This window comes from Eikenella sp. NML070372, from assembly GCF_001648415.1.
GTDB classification, from domain to species: Bacteria; Pseudomonadota; Gammaproteobacteria; order Burkholderiales; family Neisseriaceae; genus Eikenella; species Eikenella exigua.
The window spans coordinates 19,649-40,901 of record NZ_LXSN01000010.1 but is presented as its reverse complement, the minus strand read 5'-3'; the positions used below and the strand labels follow the sequence as shown (position 1 = coordinate 40,901).

Here is a 21,253-nt window from a genome sequence, read left to right as displayed (position 1 = left end):
GAGGTTTCTGAAAAAAGAAGTGGAGTTTCTGCGAAGCTGAAAATTTCAGGTAGCTTTCTTCCCATTGAGGCTGCCTGAAACCCATCCCGCCGCTTGCCGCAGCAGACGGGATTTGTTATCATCTGCGGCCCATTAAGAGTTGGGAATCCATGCCAACCTGCCTGCCGCAAACGGCGCGTAAAGTGGACGGCCGAGAGGCCGATGTGGCTCGTCTGAATCAGGCCGGGCAATATCTCTTCCTGCCCGGTGCGGGATTTTTTATTGCCCGCTGAGCCCTCCTTGCTAGGCCGCAAGGTTTATCTATTATCCGAAAGACATATTATGAGCGAATACCTCTTCACCTCCGAATCTGTTTCCGAAGGTCATCCCGACAAAGTGGCCGATCAAGTATCCGATGCCATTCTCGATGCCGTCCTTGCCCAAGACCCCAAAGCCCGTGTAGCTGCCGAAACGCTGGTGAACACCGGCCTGTGCGTGCTGGCCGGGGAAATTACCACCACCGCGCACGTTGACTACATCAAAGTGGTACGCGAAACCATTGCCAAAATCGGCTACAACTCTTCCGAGCTCGGCTTTGATGCCAACGGCTGCGCGGTGGGCGTGTATTACGACCAGCAATCACCCGACATCGCCCAAGGCGTGAACGAAGGCGAAGGTATCGACCTGAACCAAGGCGCGGGTGACCAAGGCCTGATGTTCGGCTATGCCTGCGACGAAACCCCCACCCTGATGCCCTTTGCCATCTACTACAGCCACCGCCTGATGCAGCGCCAAAGTGAAGTGCGCAAAAGCGGCCAGCTGCCTTGGCTGCGTCCCGATGCCAAAGCGCAAATCACTGCCGTGTACGACAGCGAAACCGGCAAAGTAAAACGCATAGACACCGTGGTGCTCTCCACCCAGCACGATCCTTCTATCAACCATGAAGAACTGAACCAAGCCGTTATCGAGCACATTATCAAGCCCGTGCTGCCGCCTGAAATGCTTACCACTGAAACCAAATACCTCATCAATCCCACCGGCCGCTTCGTGATTGGCGGGCCGCAGGGTGACTGTGGGCTCACCGGCCGCAAAATCATTGTCGATACCTACGGCGGCGCAGCCCCGCACGGCGGCGGTGCATTCTCCGGCAAAGACCCGAGCAAAGTAGACCGCTCCGCTGCCTACGCCTGCCGCTATGTGGCGAAAAACATTGTGGCCGCCGGCCTGGCCACCCAATGCCAAATCCAAGTGTCTTACGCCATCGGCATTGCCGAGCCCACTTCCATCGCCATCGACACTTTCGGCACGGGCAAAATCAGTGAAGACAAACTCATCGCCATCGTGCGCGAACACTTCGACCTGCGCCCGAAAGGCATTGTGCAGATGCTCGACCTCCTGCGCCCGATTTACAGCAAATCCGCCGCCTACGGCCACTTCGGCCGCGAAGAACCCGAGTTTACTTGGGAGCGCACCGATAAGGCCGCGGCTTTGAAAGCAGCGGCAGGTTTGTAATCCCGTTTGCCAAACAGATTAGAGGCTACCTGAAATTTCAGGTAGCCTCTTCTTATGCAATCAAGCAGTTTTATATTTCAGGTAGCCTCAAAAGGCTACCTGAAAGTGTGGGCTTAAAACGAAGTGCGGCGTGGTTTCTGTGAAATTACAATCTTTAAACTACTGCCAATTTTTGCTGCAAGCGGGCAATAAACTCTTCTATCTGCATGCTGCCCAAATCCTCGCCTTTGCGGCGTACGGCCACTTGGCCGTTTTCCATTTCCTTATCGCCCACCACCACTTGGTAGGGGTAGCGCATTTGGCTGTTGTCGCGGATTTTGTAGCCGATTTTTTCGTTGCGCAGGTCGGCTTCGGCGCGCAGGCCGGCGGCTTTGAGTTTGTTGACCACTTCCAGGCAGTAATCGGCCTGTTTTTCGGTGATGTTCATCACCACCATCTGCACGGGCGCGAGCCACAGCGGGAAGGAGCCGGCGTGCTCTTCAATCAGGATGCCGATGAAGCGCTCCAGCGAGCCCAAAATGGCGCGGTGCAGCATCACGGGGCGGGCGCGGCCGTTGTCTTCGGTGACGTATTCGGCACCCAGGCGCTCGGGCAGCACGAAGTCGAGCTGGATGGTGCCGCACTGCCAAGAACGGCCGAGCGCGTCTTTGATGTGATATTCCACTTTGGGGCCGTAGAAGGCGCCTTCGCCGGGCAGTTCTTCCCATTGCACGCCGCAGGCGGTGAGCGCGTCGCGCAGGCCTTGTTCGGCTTTATCCCAAGTTTCGTCGGTGCCGGCACGCTGTTCGGGGCGCAGCGAGAGTTTGATGCTGACGTGCTCGAAGCCGAATTGTTTGTAAATTTTCATCACCAGCTGGTTGAAGGCGCGGGTTTCTTCGGCGATTTGGTCTTCGGTACAGAAGATATGGGCGTCGTCTTGCACGAAGCCGCGCACGCGCATCAGGCCGTGCAGCGCGCCGGAAGGCTCGTTGCGGTGGCAGGAGCCGAATTCGGCCAGGCGCATGGGCAGATCGCGGTAGGAACGCAGGCCGTGGTTGAAGATTTGCACGTGGCCGGGGCAGTTCATCGGTTTTACGGCATAGGTGCGTTTTTCCGATTCAGTGATGAACATGTTTTCGTGGTAGTTTTCCCAGTGGCCTGATTTTTCCCACAAAATCCTATCCATCACCATGGGGGTGCGGATTTCGCGGTAGCCTGCGGCATCGAGCTCGCGGCGCATATGCTGCTCGATGGTTTGCCACAGCGTCCAGCCGCGTGGGTGCCAGAACACCATGCCGGGCGCTTCGTCTTGCAGGTGGAAGAGGTCGAGCTGTTTGCCGAGGCGGCGGTGGTCGCGTTTTTCGGCTTCTTCAATGCGCGTGATGTAGGCTTTGAGCTCGTCTTTGGTGACCCAGGCTGTGCCGTAGATGCGCTGCAGCATTTCGTTGTTGCTGTCGCCGCGCCAATAGGCGCCGGCCAGCTTGGTGAGCTTGAAGTTCTTTAAAAAGCGGGTGTTGGGCACGTGCGGGCCGCGGCACATATCCACGTATTCTTGGTGGTGGTACATGCCAATGGCTTCCACTTCGGGCATATCTTCAATCAGGCGCAGTTTGTATTCTTCGCCGCGCTCTTGGAAGATTTTGATGGTTTCGGCGCGCGGGGTCATGATCTTGATCACATCGTAATCTTGATTGATCAACTCTTTCATCCGTGCTTCGATGGCGGCTACGTCTTCGGGTGTGAAGGGTTTTTCCGTGGCGATGTCGTAGTAGAAGCCTTCTTCAATCACCGGGCCGATCACCATTTTGGCATTGGGATAGAGCTGTTTCACGGCATGGCCGACCAAGTGCGCGCAGGAATGACGGATGATTTCCACGCCTTCCGGGTCTTTGGGCGTGATGATTTGCACGGCGGCGTCTTCAGTAATCGGGTCGCAAGCATCGCGCAATACGCCGTTCACTTTGCCGGCCACGGTGGCTTTGGCCAGTCCCGAGCCGATGGATGCGGCGATTTGGGCAACGGTTACGGGGGATTCGTATTGGCGGATGCTGCCGTCGGGCAGGGTGATGTTGATTTGGGACATGATGGTTTGTCTTTCTTTGAAATGGATAAACGGATGAATGGTTTGGGTTTCAGGTAGCCTTTATCGTTGCATTAGGCGAAACCGAAAAAGTAAAACAGCAGGAACAGGCCGGCAAATGCTATGGCGGCCAATGCGGCCAGTGTGAGCAATAGCGCAAGCGCGGGAGGTAAACGGCGCATATGGCGGGTTCCTTGCAGCGGTTTGGTCGGAGTTTCAGGTAGCCTTAACAGCAATCCAAAAGGCTACCTGAAACAATGTTTCTAAAGGAAGCTAGGTTTCTGCAAAGTTAAAACTAGTAGCGGGCGGCCAAACAAAAAAGAACAACTGAAGTTCCCCAGAAACCCCTGCTGTTCCCACGAATTCTGGTAGGCACGATTGGATTCGAACCAACGACCCCCACCATGTCAAGGTGATGCTCTAACCAACTGAGCTACGTGCCTGTTTAAGGGGCAGCATTATACTGTTTTCCCACACCCCGCGCAAAGAAAGCACAGGGCCGGCAGCGGTTTGCGATATCGCTGAAGTAATCATTTTCCCCTACCAGGCAGCGAGTCGCAAACAGTATGGGTAATACGACAAAGCGAGCTAATGCAGTAGGAAGAAATAAGTGCTTTAGCTATAATCGCCGGATTATTGATAACGTGTTATTCCCCATGCTCAAATTCACCTTACACAAAAAAGATGGCCACGCCCGCCGCGCCACCATCGAACTCAACCATGGCAGCATCGAAACTCCCGTATTTATGCCCGTTGGCACCTACGGCTCGGTCAAAGCCATGACCCCGCAAAACCTGCTCGACATCGGCTCCCAAATCATCCTCGGCAATACCTACCATTTATGGCTGCGCCCCGGCCTCGAAGTCATCGAACAATTCGGTGGCCTGCACGACTTTATCGGCTGGAACAAACCGATTTTGACCGACTCCGGCGGTTTCCAAGTGTTTTCGCTATCCGACATGCGCAAACTCACCGAAGAAGGCTGCACCTTCAAAAGCCCGATTAATGGCGACAAACTTTTCCTCTCGCCTGAAATCTCGATGAAAATCCAAACCGTGCTCAACTCCGACATCGCCATGCAGCTCGACGAATGCACGCCTGGCGAAGCCACGCGCGAACAGGCCGAAAAATCGCTGCAAATGAGCCTGCGCTGGGCGGAACGCAGCAAAAAAGCCTTTGAAGATTTGAACAACCCCAACGCCCTGTTCGGCATCGTGCAAGGCGCGATGTATGAAGACTTGCGCGAGCAATCCCTGCGCGGGCTGGAACAGCTAAACTTCCCCGGGCTGGCTATCGGCGGCTTATCGGTGGGCGAACCCAAACCCGAAATGTACCGAATGCTGCGTGCTGTCGGCCTCATGCTACCAGAACACAAACCGCATTACCTGATGGGCGTCGGTACACCAGAAGACCTCGTTTACGGCGTGGCGAATGGTGTGGATATGTTCGACTGTGTGATGCCCACCCGCAACGCCCGCAATGGCTGGCTGTTTACCCGTTTCGGCGACATCAAAATCAAAAACGCCAAGTACAAACACGACACCCACCCGCTCGACGAATCATGCACCTGCTACGCTTGTACGCATTTCAACCGCGCCTACCTGCACCACTTGCACCGTGCCGGCGAGATTTTGGGTGCGCAGTTGAACACTATCCATAACCTGCATTTTTACCAAACCATAATGGCCGAAATGCGCGAAACTATCGAACAGGGCAAATTTGCCGACTGGCAGGAGCAATTCCACGAGAATCGGGGGAGAGGGGTAGATTGAGTTGTAGAAAAGGTTGCCTGAAAAACAACCCGAGTTAATTTGGAATGATGAACCAAGCATCAAAAATTTATCGGATTTTTTAAGTTTTAAATGGCAAGTAATGGTTTGGCAAACTTTTTGATAGAACGATTCTGATCATATATAGTCATAATTATTAAATATGGAATACAGACTTTTGAATTTTTGACAATAAATTGTTTGGTATAGTAGGACTACTAAGTTTTATGGCATTAATTTTAGCAGTAGACGCTTTATTGCAAAGATTTCGGGAAATCGTCATCATGAATAACATGAATAAAAAGTTACTTTCAATTTTGGTTTGTGCTTTGGCCTTATCAGCCTGCAAAAAAGACGAACTCGGTGCATCCGGTAATACTGACTCAAACCAGCAGATAACTCAACCTGTGGCAAAGCAAAATGAGGGTGCGACTAATCTGGACATACCGGGAATAGAAAACTCTCCACGGAATCAAAATATTAGTGTAGGTACGGGTAATAGTAATGGAAATGGCAATGGCAACCCCAGAATTACTAATGGCAACAATTCTGGAAATAATGTTGCTAATAATGCCAATAACAATAACAGGAACGATAATAATGGAAATAACAACATTAAAACCGTCTTCTTGAAGGAAGCAGTTGGTGATGTGCCTGGCTACGGGCGTGGTTTTTACCGTTATGGTAAAGACCCTTCCCAAATTACCGATGCCGACTTGGAAGATGCCCATCGCGCAGGCTACCACCTGATGTATATGCCGGCAGATTTATCCCAATGGCGGAATCAGGATTTGCCCCAGTCGTATTTAAATGCACTGGATCAGGGTTTATCCAAAATGAAAAATGTTAATGCCATCTTGCGTTTTTCATACGACTACACAGCAGCCGGGCAAGATACCAATCTGGCGCAGGTTCGTCGCCATATCGCGCAATTGCGTCCGATTTTGGCTAAAAACCGTGACAACATTTTCGTATGGCAGGCGGGGTTCATTGGCGCATGGGGTGAATGGCATTCCTCTGCCAATCATTTGGATACAGATCAAAATAAAGCCGAAGTATTTAAGGCGTTGCTGAATGCCAACAACAACGGTATCCATGCCAAACTCCAGTTGCGTTACCCCGGCGACTTGATGGATTTTCTCAATAACAGTAATTTGCCTAAGGGGGTGGTCTTTACAGGTATGCATAATGACTGTTTTATGGCAGGAACGCACGATGTAGGTACCTATTTCCCACATAACGGGCGTTCATCCGAAGCTTTGCGTAGCTTTGTACGAGCTAATAGCATACACCAGGTATTCGGTGGCGAAACCTGTGAACCGCAAGCAGGCGCTCGTACGAGCTGTGCTGACATTTTGAGAGAGGGTCGTGAGTATCACGTATCGTATCTGAACTACGATTACCACAAAACCTTTATCAATAATTGGGAATCTGGCTCCTGTATGACAGAAGTTCGTAAGAGAATGGGCTATCGTTATGTAGTGGAAGAACTCAGTGCTTATGCTGACCAGCAAAACAGTAATATCATCCATTGGTCGGCAAAAATTGCCAACCGAGGCTGGGCTAATGCACCTGATTGGGGCTATAGACTCTATCTCGTGGTAAACGGTGAAAAAATCTTGTTGGACAAAAGATTCTCAGTGCAACCCAGCACTGCGCAAAGCTTCCGTGGCAGCTTCTTGAAGAGCCAGCTGAACGGAAAAGCGCCGATTCTGCTGATTGATACAGAAGACGCCAATTATTCCGGTCCGCATCCGCTGCAATTTGCCAATGCAGATGATGCCAACGCACAAAAAGTAAAGGACGGCTCATTCAGCACCGGGTTGGCACTCAAATGGCTGTTGTCAATCTAAGCTAATTTGGCCAACACAGCAGGGAAACTTCTGTTTTGAAGTTTCCCTGCTGCCTGTTTATGACGAACAGGAACAACATGGTTAGATTTTCAAGTAGCCTTCCCGCGCGACAGGCTACCTGAAAGCATAAATACCATAATCAAATACCCAATCTATCGAGATACGGCCATGTTCCCCAAAAAACTTTGCCGCCTTCTGCCTCGGCGCAATCGCTACTCTGTTCTTGTTTCCCACTCACTATTCTAGTCATCGCCGCCAAGCCGAAATCGAACAGTAAATCAAACTGATTACCCCATGCAGAAGCAATTGGCCGCCGAGTTGGTCAACGGCGGCATTCGCAGCAGTCTGCAAACCGTTCAGGAAGACTACCCGAGTGTACAGGCGGTGGATGGATTTTGCTGCACACACCCCACGTTTTAAGCAGGAAGCGGTGCTGATTCCGTAAGCAGACGGCGCAGACATCCGCTGGCCGGCACATTACAATGATACGGATCAGGTGGTAGATAGCAGAGCTTTATGTTTTAAATTCAGGTGGCCTTCTCCACCAGAACAAAGCCCTGCCATTCGGCAGGGCTTTGTTGCGTTGTGTTTCAATTCCGGCTTATTCCCACTCGATCGTGGCAGGCGGTTTGCCGCTGATGTCGTACACTACGCGGTTGATGCCGCGCATTTCGTTGATGATGCGGTTGGACACTTTGCTCAGCAGCGAATAGGGCAGTTCCGTCCAGTGTGCGGTCATGAAGTCGCTGGTGATGACGGCGCGCAGGGCGACCACGTAGTCGTAAGTTCGCCCGTCGCCCATCACGCCCACGGATTTCACGGGCAGGAACACGGCAAATGCCTGGCTGGTGAGGTCGTACCAAGAGGTGCCGTTTTCGTCTTTATGGTTGCGCAGTTCCTGAATGAAAATGTCGTCTGCCTGGCGCAGCAGGTCGGCGTATTCGCGCTTCACTTCGCCCAAAATCCGCACGCCCAGGCCGGGGCCGGGGAAGGGGTGGCGGTACACCATTTCGCGCGGCAGGCCGAGCGCCACGCCCAGTTCGCGCACTTCGTCTTTGAACAAATCGCGCAGCGGTTCGAGCAGTTTCAGCTTCATGTTTTCAGGTAGCCCGCCCACATTGTGGTGCGATTTGATGGCGTGGGCTTTTTTGGTTTTCGCGCCGGCGGATTCGATTACGTCGGGGTAAATCGTGCCTTGCGCCAGCCATTTGGCGTTGGTGAGTTTTTTCTCTTCGGCGTCAAACACTTCAATAAATTCTGCGCCGATGATTTTGCGTTTTTGTTCGGGGTCGGTAACGCCGGCGAGCTTCGCCATAAACTGTTCGCTCGCATCCACGTGAATCACGCGCACGCCCAAGTTGTCGGCAAACATCTTCATCACGTTCTCAGCTTCGTTCAGGCGCAGCAGGCCGTGGTCGACGAACACGCAGGTGAGCTGGTTGCTGATGGCGCGGTGGATGAGCGCGGCGGCCACGGAGGAATCCACGCCGCCGGACAAGCCCAAAATCACTTCGTCGCTGCCGACTTGTTCGCGGATTTTGGCCACGGCTTCGTCGATGTAGTTCGGCATGGTCCAGCTGGGCTGTGCGCCGCAGATGTCGAGCACGAAGCGGTTGATGAGGGCGCGGCCTTGTTTGGTGTGGGTCACTTCGGGGTGGAATTGGATGCCGTAGAAGCGACGCTCGGCGTTTTCCATCATGGCGATGGGGCAGGAGGGCGTGCTGCCGATGGTGCGGAAGTTTTCAGGCAGCCTGCACACTTTGTCGCCGTGGCTCATCCATACGTCCAAGGTGTTCGGTGCGCCGTCGTGAATGCCGTCGGTGAGCGCGCTGTCTTGCGTTTGCACTTGCGCGTAACCGAATTCGCGCTGGTTGCCGGCCTGCACTTCGCCGCCCAAGTGGTGCGCCATAAACTGCATGCCGTAGCAGATGCCGAGCACGGGCACGCCCAAATCGAACAGCCCCGTGTCGGCCTGATATTCGCTGTCGTACACGGAATTGGGGCCGCCGGAAAGGATGATGCCTTTGGGGTTGAAGGCTTTAATGTCGGCCAGCGGCATGTCGTAGGGGTGCAGCTCGCAATACACATGGGCTTCGCGCACGCGGCGGGCGATGAGCTGGGCGACTTGCGAACCGAAGTCGAGGATGAGGATTTTGTCGGGGCTGGTCATAGCGGTATCTCTGTGTGGATTGGGATGGGATTTCTGGTTTCAGGTAGCCTCTGTACGCTTTGGGCGGAAGCTCAGGCTACCTGAAATCTGGGGTTAAGCGCGGCAAGCTTGGTCGGCTTAACGGTAGCGCCGTAGGATGTGCTGAATGGGTGCGGCGCTGCCAATGCAATGCTGCCGTGTCGGCATCGGTGTCATAACGGGCGTGCCCGGCTTGCTCTTGCGTGCCGTTTTGCCGATGTGCCCCCCGGCGTGGGGAAAGCAGGCAAACGAAGCATCGGGATAGGGTTTTCAGGTAGCCTCACCATCATGGCAGGCTACCTGAAAACTCAAGCAAACAGTTTTTTCACTTCCGCGCCCACATCGTCGGCACGCATGAAGGTTTCGCCGATTAGGAAGCTGTGCACGCCGTGGCTGCGCATGAATTGCACGTCTTCGCGGCTGCGGATGCCGCTTTCGGTAATCACGATGCGGCCTTCGCCGGCGATTTCGGGCAGCAAATCCAGCGTTTGCTGCAGGCTCACTTCAAAGGTACGCAAATTGCGGTTGTTCACGCCGCGCAGCGGGGTGTCGAGGCGGCGGCATTTTTCCAATTCGTCGGCGTGGTGCAGCTCCAGCAACACGGCCATGCCTAACTCGTGGGCGATGCCTTCGAATTCTTCCAGCTGGGTTTGGCTGAGCGCGGCGGCAATCAGCAGCACGGCGTCGGCGCCCATGGCGCGGGATTGGGGGATTTGATAGGCGCTCACCATAAAGTCTTTGCGCAATACGGGCAGCGACACGGCGGCGCGGGCGGCTTCGTAGGCGCGCGCCAGCTGCTCGGGATGGAAGTCCGGCCGGATCAGCCCCTTGCTGGGGCTGGCTTTTTTGATTTCGGCAATCAGCGCGGCGCGGCCTTGGCCGTGTTGGGTGCGCATGGCCTGCACGAAGCCGCGCGGCGGCGGCATATCGGCAGCCCGGGCGCGCAGTTCGGCCAAGGGCAGGGCGGCTTGGGCGGCGGCCACTTCTTGCTGTTTGGTGGCGAGGATGCGGGTGAGGATGTCGCTCATCGGGGGGTGTGCTCTTCGGGCAGGGCGGCTTGGCGCCGGTTGAATTGCTCCAGGGTTTCCAGATTGTGCAGGAAGCGCGAAAGCTCCTGCAGGGCGTTGGCGTATACGTCTTTTTTGAATTCAATCACTTCGCCGATGGGCGCCCAATAGTCGTGCCAGCGCCAGGCGTCGAATTCCGGCTGGCTGCTGGCGCGCAGGTGCACATCGCTTTCGCGGCCGGTGAGCCGCAGCAAATACCAAATCTGTTTCTGCCCGCGATACGCGCCGCGCCATTGGCGGCGCACCCAGTTGCCGGGCACGTCGTAGCGCAGCCAGTCGCGGGTGCGGCCGAGGATTTTCACGTGGTGCGGCAACAGGCCGACTTCTTCGGCCAGCTCGCGATACATGGCGGCCTCGGGGCTTTCGCCGGGCTTGATGCCGCCCTGCGGAAACTGCCAGGAATGCTCCTGCACGCGTTTGCCCCAGAACACTTCGTTGCGCTGGTTGGTGATGATGATGCCGACATTGGGGCGATAACCTTCTCTGTCCAACATAATATTTTTCGCCCGATTTGAATAATTTTAAACGTGCGGATTTTCCCACAAAACGGCACGGCAGGCTACCTGAAAGCTTTCAGGTAGCCTGCCGCCTTGCTCTATTTCCATTTGAATCCGCTATCTTGTTTACCCACGCGGGTGGTGTTGCGCCACCAGCTGTTTGAGCCGCTCGTTGGCCACGTGGGTGTAGATTTGCGTGGTGTTCAGGCTGGCGTGGCCGAGCATCATCTGCACGCTGCGCAGGTCGGCGCCGTGGTTCACCAGATGGGTGGCGAAGGCGTGGCGCAGGCCGTGCGGGCTGAGCTCGCTGATGCCGGCTTCTGCGGCGTAGCGTTTCACCATCTGCCACACCAATTGGCGGCTGATGCCGCTGCGTTTTTGCCCCACGAACACGAAATCGCACGGGGTGTGTTTGAGCAATTCGCCGCGCGCGGTTTTCAGGTAGCGTTCCAGCCAATGCACGGCTTCCGCGCCCAGCGGCACGATGCGCTGCTTGTTGCCCTTGCCGATGACGGTAACCACGCCGCGCTGCAAGTCTAAATCCTGCAGCTGCATTTGGGCGGCTTCGGACACGCGCAGGCCGGTGGCATACAGGGTTTCCAGCACGGCTTTGTCGCGCAGGCCGAAGACGGTTTCCGTGTCGGGCGCGGCCAACAGCGCGTCGATTTGCGCTTCGCCGATCAGCGGCGGCAGGGCGCGGCCTTGGCGCGGTGGGCGCAGGTGTTGCGCGGGGTTGTCGCTGCGGCGGTTTTGCAGCTGCAAAAAGCCGTAGAGCTGTTTGACGGCGGAGAGGGCGCGGGCTTGGGAAGCGGGTTTTTCATCCGGGGCATACACGGCATCGGCCAAGGCGTCGGCATCGGCCTGCTGCCAATCCAACCCTTGCGCGTGCAGGCGGCGGGCGATTTTTTCCAAATCGCGCCGGTAGCCGGCCAGGGTGTTGGCGGCGAGGCGGCGGGTGAGGAAGAGCTCGTCCAGCGTTTGCTCGATGGGCTCTTGCCAGGCGGCGGGCAGCGGCTCGGCCGGGTTCACCATGCCACTCCTTCATGCGCGAGCAGCCAGCGTTTCACTGCTAGGCTGCGCTCGGCATCGCCGCCCATGCTGAAGCCGCCCAGCCCGTTGGTTGAGAGCACGCGGTGGCAGGGGATCAGCAGCGGCAGCGGGTTTTTGCCGCAGGCGCCGCCCACGGGGCGCGGGTGGCTGCCGATGCGCCCGGCAATCCATTGGTAGCTGCGGGTTTCGCCGAACGGAATCTGGGCAATCTGCGCCCACACGGCCTGTTGAAACGCCGTACCTGCGGGTGGCACAAATGGCGGCAGCGGGGCAGGGCTACCTGAAAAGTAGCTGTCCAGCCATTGTGCCAGCGGGGTTTCGTTTGGCAGTGCGGGCAGGAAGGGCGCGGCGCTGTGCTGCAGCAGGATTTCGGCGGGCAGGCCGTCGTGCAGGCGGCACAGCAGCGTGCCGAAGGGGGCTTGGTAGCAGTATTGCATGGCGGTGTTCCGCTAGGCTGTTTCACGCAGCGCGTCGAGCACGGCTTGGGCGTGGCCGGCGGCTTTCACTTTGCGCCATTCGCGCGAAATGTTGCCTTGTGCATCCAAAACGAAGGTGCTGCGTTCGATGCCGAACACTTTTTTGCCATACATGTTTTTCTCTTTGATGACATCAAACAAGCGGCACACGGTTTCATCCTTATCCGACAAGAGCGGCACTTCCAGCGCATATTTGCACACGAATTTCTGGTGGCTGGCCACGCTGTCGCGCGATACGCCGGCTACCTGAAAACCGAGCGCCTGAAATTCGGGCAAGAGCGCACTGAATTCCTGCGCTTCGGTGGTGCAGCCGGGCGTGTTGTCTTTGGGGTAGAAATACAGCACCAGCGGCAGGTGGTCGGCGGCGGCGAAATCGTTGCCGTTTTGGTCGGGCAGGGTGAAAAGGTAATTGGTGCTCATGGCGGCTCCTAACGGGATGAAATCGGCTGGCATTATAACGTTAAACCGGGGTGTGTGTTTCAGGTAGCCTTAATGTGTGGTATAAGCACGGCGTTTTGTTTTCAACGCACACTTTAAGGATTAACCCCATGAACGCAATCGATTTGCTCACCACCCGCCGCTCGGTGCGACACCTTGCCGAACCCGCCCCCAACGATGCCCAGCTGGAAATCATTTTGCAGGCCGCCACGCAAGTGCCCGACCACGGCAACCACACGCCGTGGCATTTCGTGGTGGTGCAAAGCGAAGCAGGCCGGCAGGCCTTCCGCCATATTTTGAAGCAGTGTGCCGAAGAAATCGGCGGCGAAGCGGCGCGCAAGGCCGAAGTGCTGGGGCAGATGGCGCCGATGATGATCGGCGTGGTGTCCAAGCCCAAGCTGGACTGCCTCAAGCCGAAGCCGGAGTGGGAGCAGATGCTCAGCGCCGGTTGTGCCGCCTATGCCGCCCAACTGGCCGCCAAGGCGCAAGGATTCGATAATGTGTGGATTACCGGCCTGTGGGTTAATACCGCCGCGCTGCGCGAAGCCTTCGGCTGCGGCGAACACGATAAAATCATCGGCCTGCTGATGATCGGCACGGCGCAGAAAGAGGCCAGCGGCCCGAAAAATACGGATTTGAGCGAGTTGGTCAGCCGTTGGTAATTAAGAATTTCAGGTAGCCTTTTGCCGACTCTTTACTGGGAGCAGATGGTTCCAACTTATCGTGGAATTGCAGCTGATGTGCGGGAGCCCAAGCTGCCCGTTACTTGGCTTTAGCTTTGTTGCAGCTGAAGCTTTCAGGTAGTCTGTTGCATAGCACTATCTGGATTGTCCAAACAACAAAAAGGCTACCTGAAATTTTCACGTAGCCTTTTATTATTCAGCTTAATGTCAATCTTACTTGGCAGCTTGGTCTACGCGTTCGCGCAACTCCTTGCCGGCTTTGAAATGTGGCACGTATTTTTCAGGTACGTTTACTTTCTCGCCGGTTTTCGGGTTGCGGCCGATACGTGCCGGACGGTGGTTCAGGTCGAAACTGCCAAACCCACGAATCTCGATACGCTGACCACGAGCCAGTGCCCGGGTCATGGCGTCTACCAAAACCTTCACGCTTTGCTCCACATCCTTAACAGTTAGGCGGGAATGCCCTTGAGCCAGGTACTTCTCGGCCAGATGGCCCATCAACTCTGATTTGGTCATTTTGTGCTATCCTTATTCATTTTCGCCGCCAAGCTTGGCCTTGAGCAAATCGCCCAGGCTGGTGGTGCCGGCATGGCTGGCCGCTGCGTTCACGGTGTTGAGCGCTTCGCGGTTTTCTTTGGCAGTGCGGGCTTTTACCGACAGCTTGATATTGCGGTTTTTGCGGTCTACAGTAACGATGACAGCTTCCACTTCGTCGCCTTCTTTAAGCTTGGTGGTTAAGTCTTCCACGCGCTCACTGTCGAATTCGGAAGCGGGTAGGTAGGCTACCACTTCATCGGCCAGCTGCACTTCGGCACCTTTGGCTTCAACGGATTTCACGGTGCCTTTCACCAAGGCGCCTTTGTCGTTGATGCTGATGTAGCTGCCGAAGGGGTCGCCTTCGAGCTGTTTGATGCCCAAGCTGATGCGTTCTTTCTCTACATCGATAGACAATACAACGGCTTCCACATCCTCGCCTTTTTTGTATTTGCGTACGGCTTCTTCGCCGCTTTCGCTCCAAGAGAGGTCGGAGAGGTGTACCAGGCCGTCGATGTTGCCGGGCAGGCCCACGAAAATACCGAAATCGGTGATGGATTTAACCGCGCCGGTGAGTTTGTCGCCTTTGTTGAAGTTGGCGGCAAATTCTTCCCACGGATTGGCTTGGCATTGTTTCATGCCCAGGCTGATGCGGCGGCGGTCTTCGTCGATATCCAGAATCATCACTTCTACTTCGTCGCCCAGCTGAACCACTTTGCTCGGGTGAACGTTTTTGTTGGTCCAGTCCATTTCGGAAACGTGTACCAAGCCTTCGATACCCTGTTCGATTTCAACGAACGCGCCGTAATCGGTGAGGTTGGACACCTTGCCGAACAGGCGGGTGCGGGCGGGATAACGGCGGGCGAGGCCGCTCCAGGGGTCTTCGCCCAGCTGTTTCATGCCCAAAGATACGCGGCTGCGGTCTTGGTCGAATTTCAATACTTTGGCTTCCACTTCCTGGCCCATTTCCAGCACTTCGCTGGGGTGTTTCACGCGGCGCCATGCCAAATCGGTGATGTGCAACAGGCCGTCGATACCGCCCAAGTCTACGAATGCGCCGTAGTCGGTGATGTTCTTCACGATACCTTTCACCACGGTGCCTTCCTGCAGGGTTTCCAGCAGGGCTTGGCGTTCTTCGCCCAGGGTTTCTTCCAGCACGGCGCGGCGGGATACCACTACGTTGTTGCGTTTGCGATCCAGTTTGATCACTTTGAATTCAACTTCTTTGCCTTCAAAGTGAGAAGTGTCTTTCACCGGGCGCACGTCTACCAGAGAGCCTGGTAGGAAAGCGCGGATGCTGTTGATCATCACGGTGAGGCCGCCTTTGACCTTGCCGTTGATCACGCCGGAGAGGATCTCGCCGCTTTCCATGGCTTCTTCCAAAGCCAGCCAATCGGCGGCGCGTTTGGCTTTTTCGCGGGAGAGTTTGGTTTCGCCGAAGCCGTTTTCTACGGATTCGATGGTTACGGTAACGAAATCGCCGACTTTAACTTCCAGTTCGCCCTGGGCGTTTTTGAATTCGTTCAAATCAATCAGGGATTCGGATTTCAGGCCGGCGTTCACGATAACGTGTTTGTCGGTAATCGCCACCACTTCGGCGGTAATTACCTCGCCCTGATTCATTTCTTGTACGGCTGAGTATTCTTCCAGTAACTGGGCAAAATTTTCCATAAGGTTTTGTCTTTTCCACGCACGGCCAAGGAGTGCGGAGGGTTGGAGTTGATAGAAGCCTGCCACCCTTGGCATGGCAGGCGTGAGTTAAATCAATTGTTTATGCAACACAACCGCGCCCAAGCGGAACGGGTGCGTTGAAAACGTGGCATTATACAGTAACTTTATTTTTCCCGATACCAATCAAGCACTTTTTTTACCGATTCTTCAATCGTTAGTGCCGAAGTGTCGAGCAGCTGGGCTTCCGGCAGCTTTTGCAGCGGCGCAACGGCGCGGTTGCGGTCGGCTTCGTCGCGTGCTTCGATATCGGCCAAAATGCGCTCGAAACCCGCGCCCGCAAGCGGTACGCCGATTTGTTTGGCACGGCGTTCGGCACGCACCTGTGGCGAAGCAGTGAGGAAAACCTTGAGCACGGCATCGGGGAATACCACCGAGCCCATATCGCGCCCGTCGGCCACCAGCCCCTGTTTGGTTAGAAACGCGCGCTGCCGCTGCAACAAAGCCGTGCGCACCGCTGGCAGCGCCGCCACCCGTGATGCCCCCATGCCGATTTCCTCGCTGCGGATGGCGGCGGAAACATCTTCCCCGTCCAACAGCACCGCGCCCTCGACAAACTCCACCGGCAAAGCCTGCGCCAGCGCGGCTACCGCAGCTTCGTTATCCCAAGCGGTTTGGCGGTTGCGCGCATAGAGCGCGGTGATGCGGTAGAGCGCGCCCGAATCCAGATAACGCCAGCCCAAGGCATCCGCCACCCGCTGTGCTACCGTGCCTTTGCCTGATGCGCTCGGCCCGTCGATTGCGATTACTTTTTGCGGCATAGCTGTCTCCGAAAAAAAATGCCATCTTACCCGAGATTACCGATGAGCGGGGCAGGGATGGCGCAGATAGGGGCGGTGTGGGCAGAAAATACCTGAAAAATGGGGCGGCTAAATTGTAGGGAACAGGTTTTCAGGTAGCCTTTAAGACTGTTTTAGCAGGGTGCGGAACTTGTGCACATGGGTAGTATTTCTAATTGAGTGCGCCTCTACAGCATGTGTCTAGTCATGCAGATTCTGCTTTTTCCATTTGCGGATATGCACTCGGAAATTGGTAAACGGCGCAACCGTATTGATGTGCACCCATTTCCAGATCGGCCATTTTGCCTGGTTATTTGCCCATCTGCGCTGGTTGGGCTCAAATAACTCCTGTTCGGACAGCGTTTCCAGCCATGTGCAGATTTGGGCAACCTGCCCGCGCAGTTGGGTTTGCGCCTCTTGCAGCGTGAGGCTGCCGTATTGCCGGTAAAACTGCTGGTACAGCCCGCCCAAATCGTTCCATTTGTGGCCTTCGGCGGGTGTGTGAACGGTTTGGCCTGCCTTCTCGTCTTGCTCCCATTGCAACAGCAGGCCGGTCCAACCGAGCTGGTAGGCCAGATGTTCGGCCAGAGTTTTGCCGTCAGGCACGGCACGGCAGTGTTTGTCGGCTTCGGCAATGTCGGCAAATTCAGCGAGGTATTTGTCTAGCGCGGTGTGGATGGCCGTAATCAGTTCGGCGGCGATGGCGTAGGTTTTCATGGAGCTGTCTTTGTGTTGATTTGCGGGCATGCAATTTGGGTTATCACTTAGCCAAACCATCATGCGCCCAAGTGGGTTGCAGATAAGGAAACAGGTTCCCATCCAGCCTTTTAATCCGCTTCCCCCAGCATCCCCAGCAACTCTTCCTCGCTCAACACGGCCACGTCCAGCGCCTGTGCTTTTTCCAGTTTGCTGCCTGCGGCTTCGCCCGCCACCACGAAATCGGTTTTTTTGGACACGCTGCCGCTCACTTTGCCGCCGGCGGCTTCGATGAAGGCGGCGGCTTGATCGCGTTTCAGGGTGGGCAGGGTGCCGGTCAGGACAAAGGTTTTGCCGGCGATTGGGCTGTTTTCGGGGTGCAGGCTGCCTGAAATGGGGTCTGCGCCTTGTTCGGGCAGCCCTTCGGTGAAGGCGGTGATTTCTTGCAGCAAGGCGGCGTGTGCAGGCTGCCTGCGCCAGTCTTGCCAGTCTTGCGGCAGGGCTTGGTCGGTTTGCAGGGCGTGCAGGCTGCCTGCGAGCTGCCAGAGTTCGGCGGCGCGTTTTTCGCTGAGTTTGATGTCGGGCAGGCGTTGCAGCCATTGTTCGGGGGCAGCGTGGGTGCGGGTTTGCGGCGACGGGGCGGCGGCTTGGGGGGCGACGTGCTGCAATAGGTCGTCCAGCATTTTTTGCTGTGCAGGCTGCCTGAAATAGTGGGCGATGGCGTGGGCGACGACGCTGCCGATGTCGGGCAGGCAGGCGAGTATGGGTTCGGGGGCGCGGCGCACGGTGTCGAGGTTGCCGAATGCGGATGCCAGCTGTTTGGCGGTGCTTTCGCCGACGTGGCGGATGCCGAGGGCGAACAGGAAGCGGGCGAGTGGAGGGGTGCGGCTTTGGGCGATGCTGTCCAAGATGTTTTGCGCCCATTTGGTGGCGGCGGATTTGCTGTCTTTGATGGTTTGCAGCTTGGCGATGTCCAGCTGATAAATATCGGAAAAGCTGTGCAATACGTCGGCGGCGGCGAGGGCTTCGATTTGCTTGTCGCCCAAGCCGGCGATGTCCATGGCTTTGCGGCTGGCGAAGTGGATAAGCCCTTGTGCGCGCTGGGCTTGGCAGAGCATGCCGCCGGTGCAGCGGGCGACGGCTTCGCCTGCTTCGCGTTCGACGGCGCTGCCGCACACGGGGCAGGTTTCAGGTAGCCTGAATGGCTCGTACTTCGCTGCCATTTTTTCGCCCAATAAATCAACAGGCTGCATCGGGCGGCGTTCCAACAGCACGCGCACTACTTCGGGAATCACGTCGCCTGCGCGGCGCACGACCACGGTGTCGCCCACGCGCACATCTTTGCGCGCCACTTCGTCCTGATTGTGCAGCGTGGCGTTGGTCACGGTTACGCCGCCCACGAACACGGGCGCAAGCCGCGCCACGGGGGTTATCGCGCCGGTGCGGCCGACCTGCACGTCAATCGCTTCCACGGTGGTGAGCGCTTCTTCGGCGGGGAATTTGTGCGCAATCGCCCAACGCGGCGCGCGCGACACGAAGCCGAGTTGTTGTTGTTCGGCCAACGAGTTCACTTTGACGACCATGCCGTCGATTTCATACGGCAGGCGGGGGCGGTGTTCGGCCAGCCGTTCGTATTCGCGCAACACGGCCGCCGCGCCGGTGTACGCGCCGAAATAGCCTTCGGGCAGGGAAAAGCCGAGTTCGTGCAGCAGCGCGAGCTCTTCGATATGGCTTTCAGGTAGCCTTTCTGCGCCGGAAAGCTGGGCGATGCCGTAGGCGAAGAAATGCAGTTTGCGCTGCGCGGTGATTTTGGAATCGAGCTGGCGCAGGCTGCCTGCGGCGGCGTTGCGTGGGTTGGCGAAAGGCTTTTGGCCGGCTTCGAGCTGGCGTTGGTTCAGCGCGGCAAAATCGGCTTTGAGCATCAGCACTTCGCCGCGCACTTCCAACAGTGCAGGCTGCTTTTCGCCGTGCAGTTTCAGCGGGATGTTGCGCACGGTTTTGATGTTTTCGGTCACGTTTTCGCCCGTGGTGCCGTCGCCGCGCGTGGCCGCCTGCACCAAAATCCCGTTTTGATACAACAGGCTGACGGCCAGCCCGTCAAACTTCGGTTCGGCCGCGTATTCCACCTGCGCCACGCCCAGTTCTTTGCACACGCGCTCGTCAAACGCCAAAAATTCGGCGTGGTCGAACGCGCCCGTTTCGTCGTCGCGCGGCGAAAACGCGTTGTTCAGCGACAACATCGGCACGGCGTGCACCACGGTTTCAAAGCCGTCCAGCACCGCGCCGCCCACCCGCTGCGTGGGGCTTTCGGGCAGCCTGAACTGCGGATATTCGGCTTCCAGGGCTTCCAGCTCGCGGTAGAGCCGGTCGTATTCGGCATCGGGCACGCTGGGCGCGTCCAAAGTGTAGTATTCGTGGGCGTAGCGGTTGAGCTGGCGGGTGAGGGCTTGGATACGTTGTTGGGCGGTCATGACGGTGGGGTGGAAACAAAATAAAACGGCGCATATTATCACGTGCCCAAGGGGAAGAGGCTACCTGAAAGGAGGGAATAAAGGCTTTCAGGTAGCCTGTATAATACGCGGCATCTCTAAAGAAGGAGCCCGCCATGGCCGAACTGAACGACCATATCTACGAGCAAATCACCGCGTTGTGCGAAGAGGGCGACGAGCTGGCCGATGCAGAACGCTATGCCGAAGCCATCGAACGCTTTTGGCAGGCATGGGATTTGCTGCCCGCGCCGCAAACCGAATGGGAAGCTGCCACTTGGATACTGGCCGTGGTGGGCGACACCGAATTTTTGCGCGGCAGCCACGAAGCCGCCCGCGATGCCCTCAGCCACGCCATGCACTGCCCAAACGCCATCGGCAACCCCTTTCTGCATCTGCGGCTCGGCCAGGCGCAATTTGAATTGGGCCACTTCGAGCGTGACGCCGACGAACTCATCCGCGCCTACGCGTTGGGCGAAGAGGAAATGTGGGCGGGTGAAGACCCGAAATACCTCGACTTCCTCGCCACCGTGTGCGAGGACATCGAAAACCACAGCCGTAAGCATTGAGCCGCGTTGTTTTACCATTTAAGGCTACCTGAAAGCGCAGCTTCAACGAAGTTAAAACGAGGCTTCCACAGGAAGACGAGTTTCTGCGGAGCAGGCCGAGGCTGTAATGAAGTGAAGCAAGCCGAGTTGCTGCTAGTTAAACTGCAAGCTATTGTTTCCACATGGCCAGTAATTTTCAGGTAGCCTCTTACCCTATTGATTGATAAACCGCCCATGCCCCCACGTTCCCGCCCGCTCACCCCCGCCGAAATCAAACTCGCCCGCAGCGTGTTTGGCAGCGGGCTGCGCTATGAACGCATCTGCTTGCATGGAGGCGCGTGGTGGCTGCCTACCCGCAATATTGCCATTGCCCCCTTCGGCCATGTTTACTTCCCCACCAACCGGTTCTGCCCCGATTTCGCCCAGCGCCCCTTGATCGAACGCGCTTGGCTGGTGCACGAGCTAGCGCATGTTTGGCAGCATCAAAACGGCTTTCCCGTGTGGTTTGGCGGCAGTTTGCTGGCTTTGCATTTGGGCTACCTGAAAAACCGCGCCTACCGCCTGCCCATGCTCGACACCGTGCCACACTTAAACCGCCTCAATATGGAGCAGCAGGCTGAAATCTTCGCCCTGTATTACCGCGCCGCTCTTTGCTGCGACCCAGTGGCCACCCCCTACCTGCCGCAGCTGCAACGCCTGTTGCAGCCGTTTTTCGCCAATCCGAAAAGCCGCGAACTATGGCCGAAGTGGTTTTGAGGGCGGGAGTGTAGTTGTGTTTTCAGGTAGCTTTTTGTGGGTGATGGAAAGGCTACCTGAAAATATCCAGCTTAGACTTTTTTCTTCTATCCATTTGTTTATAAAGATGGGAAATGGTTGAAACTAGGAAGAAATTTTAAAACTGACTCAATAAT

20 protein-coding genes and 1 tRNA gene are annotated in these 21,253 nt (G+C 56.4%); 8 read left to right on the top strand and 13 right to left on the bottom strand.

The window, feature by feature from the left end:
• Positions 1-149: 149 nt before the first annotated feature.
• Positions 150-272: a hypothetical protein gene (locus A7P97_RS10920; RefSeq protein ID WP_255361652.1), complete on the top strand. Its 123-nt coding sequence runs from the start codon at positions 150-152 to the stop codon at positions 270-272.
• A gap of 49 nt (positions 273-321) precedes the next feature.
• On the top strand, positions 322-1,491 hold the full coding sequence (gene metK / locus A7P97_RS09020) for a methionine adenosyltransferase (RefSeq protein WP_067529540.1): 1,170 nt from the start codon (positions 322-324) through the stop codon (positions 1,489-1,491).
• A gap of 154 nt (positions 1,492-1,645) precedes the next feature.
• Here the strand turns inward: metK and thrS are convergent, their stop codons facing one another.
• Positions 1,646-3,553, bottom strand: a complete 1,908-nt coding sequence (gene thrS / locus A7P97_RS09015; RefSeq protein WP_067529538.1) for a threonine--tRNA ligase — start codon at positions 3,551-3,553, stop codon at positions 1,646-1,648.
• A gap of 363 nt (positions 3,554-3,916) precedes the next feature.
• Positions 3,917-3,993, bottom strand: a tRNA-Val gene (locus tag A7P97_RS09010).
• 213 nt (positions 3,994-4,206) lie between these two features.
• Here A7P97_RS09010 and tgt point away from each other — a divergent pair.
• The 3 genes from tgt (at position 4,207) to A7P97_RS10915 (ending at position 7,592) form a co-directional block, all read left to right on the top strand.
• Positions 4,207-5,322 (top strand): tRNA guanosine(34) transglycosylase Tgt, encoded by a 1,116-nt coding sequence (tgt, locus tag A7P97_RS09005; RefSeq protein ID WP_067529536.1) that lies wholly within the window; start codon positions 4,207-4,209, stop codon positions 5,320-5,322.
• A 224-nt stretch (positions 5,323-5,546) separates the two neighbouring features.
• Positions 5,547-7,172 carry a DUF4874 domain-containing protein gene (locus tag A7P97_RS09855; RefSeq protein ID WP_082887661.1) on the top strand — a complete coding sequence of 542 codons (1,626 nt, stop codon included), beginning with the start codon at positions 5,547-5,549 and terminating at the stop codon, positions 7,170-7,172.
• Positions 7,173-7,466: 294 nt separating this feature from the next.
• Positions 7,467-7,592: a hypothetical protein gene (locus A7P97_RS10915; protein WP_255361651.1), complete on the top strand. Its 126-nt coding sequence runs from the start codon at positions 7,467-7,469 to the stop codon at positions 7,590-7,592.
• Between the two features lie 181 nt (positions 7,593-7,773).
• Here A7P97_RS10915 and guaA read toward each other — a convergent pair whose 3' ends face one another.
• The 6 genes from guaA to A7P97_RS08960 all read right to left on the bottom strand — a co-directional run bounded on the left by guaA (position 7,774) and on the right by A7P97_RS08960 (position 12,870).
• A complete protein-coding gene (guaA, locus tag A7P97_RS08985) occupies positions 7,774-9,342 on the bottom strand; it encodes a glutamine-hydrolyzing GMP synthase (RefSeq protein ID WP_067529528.1) in 1,569 nt (522 codons plus the stop codon).
• A gap of 326 nt (positions 9,343-9,668) precedes the next feature.
• The gene (locus tag A7P97_RS08980; protein WP_067529526.1) at positions 9,669-10,388 is read right to left on the bottom strand and encodes an indole-3-glycerol phosphate synthase TrpC; all 720 of its coding nucleotides are present in this window, start codon (positions 10,386-10,388) and stop codon (positions 9,669-9,671) included.
• Positions 10,385-10,921 (bottom strand): RNA pyrophosphohydrolase, encoded by a 537-nt coding sequence (locus A7P97_RS08975; RefSeq protein ID WP_067529524.1) that lies wholly within the window; start codon positions 10,919-10,921, stop codon positions 10,385-10,387. The genes A7P97_RS08980 and A7P97_RS08975 overlap by 4 nt, the downstream gene beginning before the upstream one ends.
• Before the next feature lie 129 nt (positions 10,922-11,050).
• Positions 11,051-11,956, bottom strand: coding sequence for a site-specific tyrosine recombinase XerD (xerD, locus tag A7P97_RS08970; RefSeq protein WP_067529522.1), 906 nt, complete (start codon positions 11,954-11,956; stop codon positions 11,051-11,053).
• The gene (locus A7P97_RS08965; RefSeq protein ID WP_067529520.1) at positions 11,950-12,411 is read right to left on the bottom strand and encodes a methylated-DNA--[protein]-cysteine S-methyltransferase; all 462 of its coding nucleotides are present in this window, start codon (positions 12,409-12,411) and stop codon (positions 11,950-11,952) included. Before A7P97_RS08965 ends, xerD begins: the two co-directional genes overlap by 7 nt.
• A 12-nt stretch (positions 12,412-12,423) precedes the next feature.
• Entirely contained in the window at positions 12,424-12,870 is a 447-nt protein-coding gene (locus A7P97_RS08960; RefSeq protein ID WP_067529518.1) for a peroxiredoxin, read from the bottom strand.
• 128 nt (positions 12,871-12,998) lie between these two features.
• Here A7P97_RS08960 and A7P97_RS08955 point away from each other — a divergent pair, with 128 nt between their 5' ends.
• On the top strand, positions 12,999-13,550 hold the full coding sequence (locus A7P97_RS08955) for a nitroreductase family protein (protein ID WP_067529516.1): 552 nt from the start codon (positions 12,999-13,001) through the stop codon (positions 13,548-13,550).
• Between the two features lie 234 nt (positions 13,551-13,784).
• Here A7P97_RS08955 and A7P97_RS08950 read toward each other — a convergent pair whose 3' ends face one another.
• The 5 genes from A7P97_RS08950 to ligA form a co-directional block, all read right to left on the bottom strand.
• Complete coding sequence (locus A7P97_RS08950) at positions 13,785-14,087, bottom strand: integration host factor subunit beta (protein ID WP_067448486.1); 303 nt, start codon at positions 14,085-14,087, stop codon at positions 13,785-13,787.
• A 12-nt stretch (positions 14,088-14,099) separates the two neighbouring features.
• Positions 14,100-15,776, bottom strand: coding sequence for a 30S ribosomal protein S1 (gene rpsA / locus A7P97_RS08945; RefSeq protein WP_067529514.1), 1,677 nt, complete (start codon positions 15,774-15,776; stop codon positions 14,100-14,102).
• Between the two features lie 164 nt (positions 15,777-15,940).
• Complete coding sequence (gene cmk, locus A7P97_RS08940) at positions 15,941-16,594, bottom strand: (d)CMP kinase (RefSeq protein WP_067529512.1); 654 nt, start codon at positions 16,592-16,594, stop codon at positions 15,941-15,943.
• A 219-nt stretch (positions 16,595-16,813) separates the two neighbouring features.
• Entirely contained in the window at positions 16,814-17,359 is a 546-nt protein-coding gene (locus A7P97_RS08935) for a ClbS/DfsB family four-helix bundle protein (protein WP_197474142.1), read from the bottom strand.
• An 80-nt stretch (positions 17,360-17,439) separates the two neighbouring features.
• The gene (ligA, locus tag A7P97_RS08930) at positions 17,440-19,779 is read right to left on the bottom strand and encodes an NAD-dependent DNA ligase LigA (RefSeq protein WP_067529510.1); all 2,340 of its coding nucleotides are present in this window, start codon (positions 19,777-19,779) and stop codon (positions 17,440-17,442) included.
• Positions 19,780-19,913: 134 nt separating this feature from the next.
• On the opposite strand from ligA, the gene A7P97_RS08925 reads away from it, so the two are divergent.
• Together A7P97_RS08925 and A7P97_RS08920 are read left to right on the top strand one after the other, a co-directional pair.
• The gene (locus tag A7P97_RS08925; protein WP_067529508.1) at positions 19,914-20,363 is read left to right on the top strand and encodes a hypothetical protein; all 450 of its coding nucleotides are present in this window, start codon (positions 19,914-19,916) and stop codon (positions 20,361-20,363) included.
• 213 nt (positions 20,364-20,576) lie between these two features.
• Positions 20,577-21,098 (top strand): hypothetical protein, encoded by a 522-nt coding sequence (locus A7P97_RS08920; RefSeq protein WP_067529506.1) that lies wholly within the window; start codon positions 20,577-20,579, stop codon positions 21,096-21,098.
• Positions 21,099-21,253 lie beyond the last annotated feature (155 nt).